The following is a 9433-nucleotide window of genomic DNA, read 5'->3' on the forward strand; positions in this document are numbered from 1 at the left end:
TTAAATTGGGTTGTCGGCCTACTTCTTCAAGACGTCGCGGGCGGCGTCCTTGAGGTTACCGACGCCCTTTTGAATCTTGCCGGCGGCGCGTTCGCCGGCGCCCTCGGCCTCCAAGCGTTCGTTGCCGGTCAGCTTGCCGGCGGCTTGTTTGATGGAACCGGAGGCGTCCTTGGCGGCGCCCTTGGCGATGTCCTTGTGCATGGCGATCTCCTGACTGATTGCGGCGGGGCGGGGGAACGCCCGTCGCCCTCTCTACGCATGGGCGCGGGAAGTTGTTCCCGTCAGCGCCGCAAGGTGCGCGCGGCCCTCGGTCTTCCGGCCGCTTCTAGCGGCGGAAGCAAGATGAGAGACGCCGATGTCGCCTACTGCAACGCTGGTCCTGAGGGATCGTCGCTCGCCGTTTCTCGGGTTCCACCGCGCCGACATTGCGCAAGACGCCCCCGACCGCTATCTCCGCACCCGAATTCCCCTCTTTCGAAGAGCGAGCGCGGACGCCCCATGGCGCAGCAGTACATTTATCAGATGCAGGGCCTGACCAAGGCCTTCCCCGGCGGCAAGAAGGTGTTCGAGAACATCTGGCTGTCGTTCTATTCCGACGCCAAGATCGGCGTGGTCGGGGTCAACGGCTCGGGCAAGTCCACCCTGCTGAAGATCATCGCCGGGGTGGACAAGGAGTTCAACGGCGAGGCCAAGGCCGCCGACGGCGTCAAGATGGGCTACCTGGAGCAGGAGCCCCACCTCGACGAGCAGCTCAACGTCTGGGGCAACATCATCTCGTGGTGCGAAGAGAAGAAGATCTTCGATCGCTACAACGAGGTCGCCGCCAAGCTGGGCGAGGACTACACCGACGAACTCATGGAGGAGATGACCGCCCTCCAGGAGAAGATCGACGCCGCCGACATCTGGGACATCGATTCCAAGATCGAGATGGCCGCCGACGCCCTCCGCTGCCCGCCCAACGACTGGTCGGTGGACAACCTGTCGGGCGGTGAGAAGCGCCGCATCGCCCTGGCCCGCCTGCTGCTGTCCAAGCCGGACATGCTGCTGCTGGACGAGCCCACTAACCACCTCGACGCCGAGTCCGTGGCCTGGCTGCAGCACCACCTGGAAGCCTTCCCGGGCTGCGTCATCCTGGTGACCCACGACCGCTATTTCCTCGACCAGGTGACCAAGTGGACCCTGGAACTCGACCGCGGCAAGGGCCTACCCTACGAGGGCAACTATTCCGGCTGGCTGGAGCAGAAGACCAAGCGGATCGTCCAGGAGCAGTCGGAATCCGAGGCTCGCCAGCGCGCCATGACCCGCGAACTGGAATGGGTGCGCTCGGGCGCCAAGGCCCGCCAGGCCAAGTCCAAGGCCCGCCTGGCGGCCTATGACGAGATGGTCCGCGAGCAGGAGACCTCGCGTCTGGCCCAGACCACCGCCACGATCCAGATCCCGCCCGGCCCGCGCCTGGGCAATGTGGTCCTCGAGGTCGAGAACCTCGAGAAGGCCTATGGCGACAAGGTGCTGTTCAAGGACCTGACCTTCAAGCTGCCGCCCAACGGCATCGTTGGCGTGATTGGGCCGAACGGGGCCGGCAAGTCGACCCTGTTCAAGCTGATCACCGGCCAGGAAACCCCGGACGCCGGGACCTTCCGGGTCGGCGAGACCGTGAAGCTGGCCTATGTGGACCAGAGCCGCGACGCGCTGGATCCCACCAAGACCGTCTGGCAGGAGATCTCCGGCGGCCTCGACGTGCTGGCCGTGGGCAAGCGGGAGATCAACACTCGTTCCTATGTCGGCTCGTTCAATTTCCGCGGCGGCGACCAGCAGAAGAAGGTCGGGCAGCTCTCGGGCGGGGAGCGCAACCGCGTTCACCTGGCCAAGACCCTGACCACCGGCGGAAACCTGATCCTACTCGATGAGCCCACCAACGACCTGGACATCGAGACCCTGCAGAACCTGGAAGAGGCGCTGGAAGAGTTCGCCGGCTGCGCCGTGATCATCTCCCACGATCGCTGGTTCCTGGACCGTCTGGCCACCCACATCCTGGCCTTCGAGGGCGACAGCCACGTGGAATGGTTCGAGGGCAACTTCGAGGCCTATGAAGAGGACAAGAAGCGCCGCCTGGGCGCCGACAGCCTCATCCCCCACCGGCTCAAGTTCCAGAAGTTCGCGCGGTAGGGATCAGCCGATCTTCACGCCCAGCATGCTGATCGCGCCCAGGTCGATGTGGTCGTTGAAGAGGGTGACCGGCTCGCCCGGCTCACTCGCCCCCAGGACGTAGAGCAGCGGCAGGTAGTGCTCGTCGACGGCCATCTCGGCCTCCGGGCCGAGGCCTCTGGGGTCTATCAGGGCGGCGTGGTCCCAGGCCGAGAGCCGTCCGCGCACTGCGTCGTGGAAACGCTGGGCCCAGGCCAGCGGCGCGGCGTTCTCCGCGCGAACGGCGGCGCGCAGGTTATGGACCACGTCGCCAGACCCCAGGATCAGCACACCTTCATCGCGCAGGGGCGCCAGGCGTCTGCCGATATCGTAGAGGGCCGACATGGGCTGGCTGAGGTCCATGGCCAGTTGCACGACGGGGACGTCGGCGTCTGGGTACATGTGGGCCAGCACCGACCATGCCCCGTGGTCGAGGCCCCAGTCCTGGTCGGCGCGCACAGCCAGGGGCGCCAGCAGATCGGCGGCGCGGGCGGCCAGGGCGGTGTCGCCCGGCGCGGGATATCGCATGTCGAACAGGGCCTGCGGGAAGCCGCCGAAGTCGTGGATGGTCTTGGGCGCGGACATGGCGGTCACCGCCGTCTCGCTCAGACCCCAGTGGGCGGAAATCGCCAGGATCGCCTTGGGACGAGGCAGACCGGCGGCGACGCCGCCCCAGGCCTCGGCGTTGGGGCCGCCGAGGGCGTTCATCGGTGTGCCGTGACCGACGAAGACCACGGGCATGCGGGAGGTGTTGTTCATGTCCTCCATATGGCTACAGCGAGGGTCACGCCAAGAGCGGGGCCTGGAACGCTGCGTCGCCCGGAGTGCAACGGCCAGGGCGCGGACGGGGGCAGGGACGGCTGGCGGGCTCTTCAGGCGACCTTGGCGATCGGGGTCGTGAGGTCGCCCGGCTGCCGGTAGGCCTTGCCGAAGCGGTTGGCGAGGACGTCGGCGAGCGCGATCTCCTCCTGGCGGACATAGCCCTGGCTGGGCAAGCGGCCAGCGGCGAGCAGGTCGAGGACCGTGCAGATGGCCGCCGCCGTGGTGACCTGGATGGCGCTCCAGAAGCCCGCGCCGTGATGTTCGCCCATGACCTTGCCGGCATAGCTCTCCTGCATCAGCCGGCCGTCCCGCCAGCCCGAGGCGGTGACGAAGAACACCACCACGTCCTGTTCGGTGCCGGGAACCGCGCCCTCCAGGACGTCCTTCAGGAGGTCGCGGCGATGCCGCAGGTCGAGGTCGTTCAGCAGGGTCCGCATCAGGGCGCAGTGGCCCGGATAGCGGACCGATTTGTAGTTCAGATTCCTGGCCTTACCGGCCAGAACCTCGGCCAGGGATCCCAGGCCGCCGGAGGTGTTGAAGGCCTCGTAGGTGACGCCGTCGAGGCTGAAGGTTTCCAGGCCTTCGAGGGCCGGGACCTCCCGCAGCTCGCCCTCCACCAAGGCTTCGCAGGGTTCGCAGTACTCATTGATCACCCCCTCGGTGGACCAGGTGAGATTGTAGCCCAGGCTGTTGGAGGGGTAGCGGGGCAGGGCGCCGACCCGCAGGCGCAACTCGTCGATCCGGTCGAAGCTCCGCGCCAGGTCCGCCCCGGCGATGGAGATGAAGCCGGGAGCCAGGCCGCACTGGGGGATGAAGGCGCCCTTCGCCTTTGCGGCCAGGGCCTTGACCCGGCGGGTGGTGGCGACGTCCTCGGTGAGGTCGAGGTAGTGGCAGCCGACCCGGGCGGCGGCCTCGGCGACCAGGCCCGTCAGGTGGAAGGGGGCGGCGGAGAGGACGGCGAAGGCGCCGGCCAGGGCGGCGTCCAGGGCGCCTGCGTCGGCGACGTCCAGCACACATGGTGACAGCCGCGGATGGAAGACAACGGCCTCTAGCGCGGCCGGTGACCGGTCGATCAGGGTCACGGCGTAGTCGCCGCACTCGGCCAGCATCTGGGCGATGACGCCGCCGATCTTGCCGCCGCCGATGACCACGATCCTGCGCATGCTGTCGCTCCCCGGGTTGGAGCTTGACGATGGGGCGGTTTGGGGGCGATCTGAACAGGCAGAGTGTCGGATATGCGCAGCCGGATAAGCAATATGACCAGTACGGCCGACGATATGAAGCTGGACGCCCGGGACCTGGCCCTGGTCAGGCTGTTGGAGACCGACTCCCGTCTGCCCACCTCGACGCTCGCCAAACGGCTCGGCGTGTCGCGTACGACGGTGCAGACCCGCATTGACCGACTTGTGACCGCCGAGGTCATCGCAGGGTTCACCATCCGTCTGGGAAAACCCTTGGAATCCAGGATCGTACGCGGACATGTCCTGGTGACGGCGGCGCCCAAGGCGGCCCGACATATAGAGGCCAGTCTGCGCACCATGCCGCAGGTGGAGGCCCTGCACTCGGTGTCGGGCCCGTTCGACATGATCGTCCAGGTGGCCGCCGCCTCCATCGGGGAGCTGGACCAGGTGCTGGACGACATCGGCCTGATCGACGGGGTGGAGCGCACGACCTCGTCGATCATCCTGTCGACGCGAATTCGCAGGTGACGTAAGGGCGCCGTTTGCGTTGCGTAGGGTCACGCGGCGTAGGAGATTCCCCGCAAAACAACCGGAGACACCGCCATGCTTCTGATCAGTGACACCGTGGAAGTCGGCGGCGCCAAGGGCCCCGCGCACAAGCCGGTCTATCCGGCCAGCCCCGTCGAGCTGTGGAACCCGGAGGCCTTCACCAAGGGGCCGCCGATGGGCGCCTTCGCCCAGATGCGCAAGGCCTCCCCCATCGCCTGGATGGACGAGCCCGAGGACCGGCCGGGCTTCTGGGCCCTGACCCGGCATGAGGACGTCATGCGGGTGAACGCCGACTACGAGACCTTCTCCTCGCAGCGCGGCGGCATCCTGATGAGCCACCAGCGCTCCGACATGCAGCTGGCCCGCGCCAGCCTGGACACCATGATCAACATGGACGCGCCCATGCACATGCAGCTGCGCCGCGAGCACATGCCCTATTTCACGCCCGCCTATCTGCGCGGGCTGAACGACCGGGTGGAGGGCGAGGTGACCCGCCTGCTGGACGCCATGGCCAAGCAGGGCCGGGTCGACCTGGTGCAGGCCGTCTCGGCCCACCTGCCGCTGTTCACCCTGTGTGAAATCCTCGGCGTGCCCTTAGAAGACCGGCCCAAGTTCCTGACCTGGATGCATTATCTGGAGCTGGCCAACTCCTTCGCCGCCGAGCGCGCCGGCGGTGGCGGCGGTCTGGAGGCGGCCGCGGCCGAGGTGCCGCCGGAGATGCAGGCCTTCCTCGACGCCTTCAAGAACGCCATCCAGGAGATGTTCGACTACGGCCGGCACATGCTGCACAAGCGCCGCCTGGACCCGCAGGCCGACCTGATGAGCGCCATCGCCAAGGCCCAGGTGGACGGCGACCTGCTGGCCGACGAGTACCTCGACGGCTCGTGGCTGCTGATCGTGTTCGCCGGCAACGACACCACCCGCAACACCATCTCAGGCTCGATGCAGCTGCTCAGCGACTTCCCCGACGAGAAGGCCAAGCTGATCGCCAAGCCCGAGCTGATGCCGAACGCCGTGAACGAGTTCATCCGCATGATCAGCCCGGTGATCTATATGCGCCGCACCGCCACCCGCGACGTGGAGGTGGCCGGCCAGCAGATCGCCGAGGGCGAGAAGGTGATCATGTACTACGGCTCGGCCAACCGCGACGCCGCGGTGTTCGCCGACCCCGACCGCCTGGACGTGACCCGGGCCAACGCCGACAAGCACATCGCCTTCGGCTACGGCCCCCACACCTGCATCGGCAAGCGCGTCGCCCAGCTGCAGCTGGAGGCGGTCTACCGCCAGATGCTGGGCCGCTTCCCGGACATCCATCAGTCGGGGCCGATGGACGTGGCGCCGAACAACTTCGTCTATGCGATCCGGTCCATGCCGGTGGAGTTCACGCCGGAGGGGTAGGGGCTCTTCTCCTCGCCCGCGGCAGGGGTGAGGATGGGTGAGGGGGCCTCCGCGCAGCGGAGGTCTTCCTGCGCCGCGCGGGCGTCGCGGCCGCAAGACTTGGAACCACGAACCACACGAACCACACGAACAGGGGGCGGGACCAGAGGGCTCGCCAATTTCATGGCGTGGCCTAATTTCGCAAGGCTAAGCCGCGTTAGGTCCGACATGGGCTCATTGTTTCCGTTGGGAAGATCTGCATCCGGGTAGCCGGGCGAGATGAGCGGCACGTCGCCGGCGACGGGAAAGACCCGGACGAGGTGTGTTCCGCGTCGTGACAGCCTGAAATTACGGTGACAGTGCACAAATTCAGCGACCTCGCCTTACCTGCGAAGGCAGGGATTGAGTGCACCGTCACCGTAATTCCGATCTCACGTGATCGGACGCGCGCACGACTTCCCTCGCCTAAAGCTGGGGCGCCCTTCCGAGCCGGTCATTGCTTGACCTGGGTCGGCTTGGCCAACGCTTCCCGGAGCTTCTTTTCGTTGCTGCAGGCATCCTTGGAGACTTGGGCGGGACCAAGCTTGCAGGCCTTGCCAAAGGCATCCGCCGCAGCTGGGTAATTTGGGGCCGACTGTTTGATCAATACGCTCCCAAGCGTGACGCAGCCCAGACTGAAGTTTAGGTCGCAGGCCTTCGACGCATAACGCTTCGCCTCGGCCAGCGCGCCTGGGCCTTGAGGCCCGCTATAGGCCCTGTATGCCATCAATGTGCAGGCCTTCGCGTCGCCACCCTCGCACTGGGCCTTTTGCGCGGCCTCAGCCGTGACGACCGCGGGCGGTTGTTTTCCGAGCTTCTCGCACGCGGGCCGATATCCGCGCGAGCAAAGGGTTTCCTGGACCGCGACCACGGCGCCTTGGTCCAGGTTTGCAAGAAGGTTCTCCGCGTCGTGGCAGGCCTGGGTTGATTGCTCAAGCTGGGCGGGGGTGGCCAGCGCCGTGCAGCGCTTGGCCAATATGCGGCCGCCCTGGAGGAAGATCTGGTTGGCGTCCGGGATCCGATTTCCCGCCGCGAACTTGGCCTCGACATCCCGCAGGAGCTTCAGGAACACCGAATAGTTGATGCAGCCATAGCCAATTTCACGGTCCGGGCTGCATCGCGCCTGAAATAGCGATGCGGCCTTGATGGCGTAGTTCCGACGCGTCGCCGCGACGGGTGCGGGAAGGTAGGGCACGATGTTCTGATGACGGGCAAGCGTTGAGCAGCCATCGGCATCGTTCTTTGCGCAGGCCTTTTGAAGCAGATCGACCCCTTCGCGGTACGTCCTGGCTGCGGTTTGGCGCCACTCGTCTGCCTTCGCGCCGGTTTTCCGGCTTTGCTCGCAGGCGGCCCGATTGCCCTGCAGGCAGGAAACCATGAACGGGTCGGTTGGCCCCCCCGACACGAGCGCGGCCCCTACAAGCTTGCTGTCACCTTCCTGATACTCGGGCGTCGACCCGGGTTCGGGCGGCAAGCCCTGCGCGGCTGCGGCGCCCCCAAACAAGACCGCCATTAGTATGGCGCCTGCCCACATCGCCCGTCGCATGACATCCCCCACCGATTTAGCCGGCGGTTGAGCTTATCACGCCTCCTCGGAGTTAAACCTCACAGGCGGAATTCAGCAACTCAACGGTTCAGGAATTACGGTGACAGTGCACCAAATTCAGCGACCTCGGCTTACCTGCGAAGGCAGGGATTGAGTGTACCGTCACCGTAATTCTGAGCGCGGCTCGCGACGAGCTGCATGCTAATTAATGCACTGTCACCGTAATCCCTGAACGGGGAGAGGAGGGGACGGTGGTCAGTCGGCGTCCAGCTCGATCACCTTCACGCGGCGCAGGGCGGGTGAGGTCAGAGCGACGAGAGGTCCCACCGCCAGGCCGGCGGCGGCGATGAACAGGGTCTCGCGGACGCCGATGAGGCTGCCGAGCGCGCCGAGGGCCAGGGCGCCCACCAGCATGGTCCCGCCGCCGGCGGCCTTGAAGGCGCCGGCCGCGCGGCCCAGGGTTTCCTGGGGCAGGACCGTCTGGCGCAGAGACGCCGCGAGGACTTCGTGGATGACGGAGGTGGAGTCACCCAGGAGCTGGGAGACGATCAGTATGGCCATGCCGAGGATCGGGGCGGCGGGCGACAGGGGGATCAGCAGGGCGCTGGCGGCCGAGGCCAGGGCCATGATCAGGATGGCCGGGCCCGCCCCCAGGCGCCTGGCCACCGGGGCCGCCAGCCCCGCGCCGATCAGGGCGCCGAGGCCGCCAAAGGCCACGGTGATCCCCAGCATGACGGGCGTCAGCTCGAGGGTGCGCAGAGCAAACAGCACGTAGAGCGCCGCGAAGCCGCCGCCGAACAGGCCGTTGCAGGCGGTCATCACCAGCAGGGGCCGGACGCGGGGCTCGGCCCAGGTGACGCGGAAGCCCTGGGTCAGGTCGGCGACCCAGTGCTGGGGCGCGACGGGCGCAGGCTCGGGCTCGACCTTCCGGATGCCGGCGAGGAAGACGGCCGAGACCAGATAGGTCACCGCATTGACCGCGATGGCGAAGGGGGCGGTGAGCAGTTGGAAGAGCAGGCCCGCCAGGGCGGGTCCCCCCAGCTCGGCCACCGACTCCGTGGCCGAGAGCTTGGAATTGCCGTCCACTAGCCGCTCGGTTCCGATCAGGGCCGGCAGATAGGCGTGGTCGGCCATGTCGAACAGCACGCTGGCGGCGCCCACCAGGGCGGCGGCGGCGAACACCTGCCACAGGGAGAGCCAGCCCATCCAGGCGGCGATGGGCACGGTGATGAGCGCGGCGGCGCGGATCAGGTCGGTGGCGATCAGCACCGGGCGGCGGTGGCGGCGATCGACAAAGCCGCCGCCGAACAGCCCCACGAAGAAGGCCGGGCCATAGGACAGCGCGGCCAGCACGCCGAGCGTGGCGGGGCTGGCGCCCAGGGTCAGGACCGCCGTCATCGGCAGGCCTTCGCGGGTGATGCGGGCGCCGAAGGTGGAGACCGCCTGGGCGGCCCACAGTTTCATGAAATCGCGGTCGCGCGTCAGGGCGACAGGTGGGGGCATTGGGAAGTCCGTCGAGGTGGCTCGGCCGCGCGGGGCCGCGAACCCGCGGCGTGGTGCGGGCGCTGGGGGCGAGCGCGATATTTGTAAGCCGCCTCGGACGCTTGCCTTGCGGCAGGTTGGCCGGGCGGGGGCGTGAGGTCAAGCTTGTGGCGTTTCCTCCCCTTTGAAGCGGAGCGAAACGGGGGAGGGGGACCGCGCCGCAGGCGTGGTGGAGGGGGCGAGCCTCAAGCTC

At 67.3% G+C, this 9433-nt stretch carries 8 protein-coding genes; 3 read left to right on the top strand and 5 right to left on the bottom strand.

Annotated features, from left to right (window positions below):
* Positions 1 to 18 precede the first annotated feature (18 nt).
* On the bottom strand, positions 19 to 201 hold the full coding sequence (locus OCL97_RS15865; protein ID WP_304778962.1) for a CsbD family protein: 183 nt from the start codon (positions 199 to 201) through the stop codon (positions 19 to 21).
* A 297-nt stretch (positions 202 to 498) separates the two neighbouring features.
* Here OCL97_RS15865 and ettA point away from each other — a divergent pair, with 297 nt between their 5' ends.
* Positions 499 to 2166, top strand: a complete 1668-nt coding sequence (gene ettA, locus OCL97_RS15870; RefSeq protein WP_304778960.1) for an energy-dependent translational throttle protein EttA — start codon at positions 499 to 501, stop codon at positions 2164 to 2166.
* 3 nt (positions 2167 to 2169) lie between these two features.
* On the opposite strand, the gene ygiD is transcribed toward ettA, so the two are convergent.
* Both ygiD and OCL97_RS15880 read right to left on the bottom strand, forming a co-directional pair.
* Complete coding sequence (gene ygiD / locus OCL97_RS15875; RefSeq protein ID WP_377370853.1) at positions 2170 to 2943, bottom strand: 4,5-DOPA-extradiol-dioxygenase; 774 nt, start codon at positions 2941 to 2943, stop codon at positions 2170 to 2172.
* Positions 2944 to 3056: 113 nt separating this feature from the next.
* Positions 3057 to 4169: a saccharopine dehydrogenase family protein gene (locus tag OCL97_RS15880; RefSeq protein WP_377370854.1), complete on the bottom strand. Its 1113-nt coding sequence runs from the start codon at positions 4167 to 4169 to the stop codon at positions 3057 to 3059.
* 93 nt (positions 4170 to 4262) lie between these two features.
* Between OCL97_RS15880 and OCL97_RS15885 the strand changes: the two genes are divergently transcribed.
* Complete coding sequence (locus OCL97_RS15885; protein ID WP_377370855.1) at positions 4263 to 4715, top strand: Lrp/AsnC family transcriptional regulator; 453 nt, start codon at positions 4263 to 4265, stop codon at positions 4713 to 4715.
* Positions 4716 to 4790: 75 nt separating this feature from the next.
* Positions 4791 to 6134, top strand: coding sequence for a cytochrome P450 (locus OCL97_RS15890; RefSeq protein ID WP_377370857.1), 1344 nt, complete (start codon positions 4791 to 4793; stop codon positions 6132 to 6134).
* A gap of 472 nt (positions 6135 to 6606) precedes the next feature.
* Here the strand turns inward: OCL97_RS15890 and OCL97_RS15895 are convergent, their stop codons facing one another.
* Both OCL97_RS15895 and OCL97_RS15900 read right to left on the bottom strand, forming a co-directional pair.
* Positions 6607 to 7665: a hypothetical protein gene (locus OCL97_RS15895; RefSeq protein WP_377370858.1), complete on the bottom strand. Its 1059-nt coding sequence runs from the start codon at positions 7663 to 7665 to the stop codon at positions 6607 to 6609.
* 288 nt (positions 7666 to 7953) lie between these two features.
* Positions 7954 to 9201, bottom strand: coding sequence for an MFS transporter (locus OCL97_RS15900; RefSeq protein ID WP_377370859.1), 1248 nt, complete (start codon positions 9199 to 9201; stop codon positions 7954 to 7956).
* Positions 9202 to 9433 lie beyond the last annotated feature (232 nt).

This window comes from Phenylobacterium ferrooxidans (genome assembly GCF_042714595.1).
In the GTDB taxonomy this organism is placed as follows: domain Bacteria; phylum Pseudomonadota; class Alphaproteobacteria; order Caulobacterales; family Caulobacteraceae; genus Phenylobacterium; species Phenylobacterium ferrooxidans.

Excerpts from the sequence above, each read along its gene's own strand:
- OCL97_RS15890 (WP_377370857.1), top strand. The coding sequence starts at position 4,791 with ATGCTTCTGATCAGTGACACCGTGGAAGTCGGCGGCGCCAAGGGCCCC.
- ettA (WP_304778960.1), top strand. The coding sequence starts at position 499 with ATGGCGCAGCAGTACATTTATCAGATGCAGGGCCTGACCAAGGCCTTC.
- OCL97_RS15900 (WP_377370859.1), bottom strand. The coding sequence starts at position 9,201 with ATGCCCCCACCTGTCGCCCTGACGCGCGACCGCGATTTCATGAAACTG.
- OCL97_RS15865 (WP_304778962.1), bottom strand. The coding sequence starts at position 201 with ATGCACAAGGACATCGCCAAGGGCGCCGCCAAGGACGCCTCCGGTTCC.
- OCL97_RS15885 (WP_377370855.1), top strand. The coding sequence starts at position 4,263 with ATGACCAGTACGGCCGACGATATGAAGCTGGACGCCCGGGACCTGGCC.
- OCL97_RS15895 (WP_377370858.1), bottom strand. The coding sequence starts at position 7,665 with ATGGCGGTCTTGTTTGGGGGCGCCGCAGCCGCGCAGGGCTTGCCGCCC.
- OCL97_RS15880 (WP_377370854.1), bottom strand. The coding sequence starts at position 4,169 with ATGCGCAGGATCGTGGTCATCGGCGGCGGCAAGATCGGCGGCGTCATC.
- ygiD (WP_377370853.1), bottom strand. The coding sequence starts at position 2,943 with ATGAACAACACCTCCCGCATGCCCGTGGTCTTCGTCGGTCACGGCACA.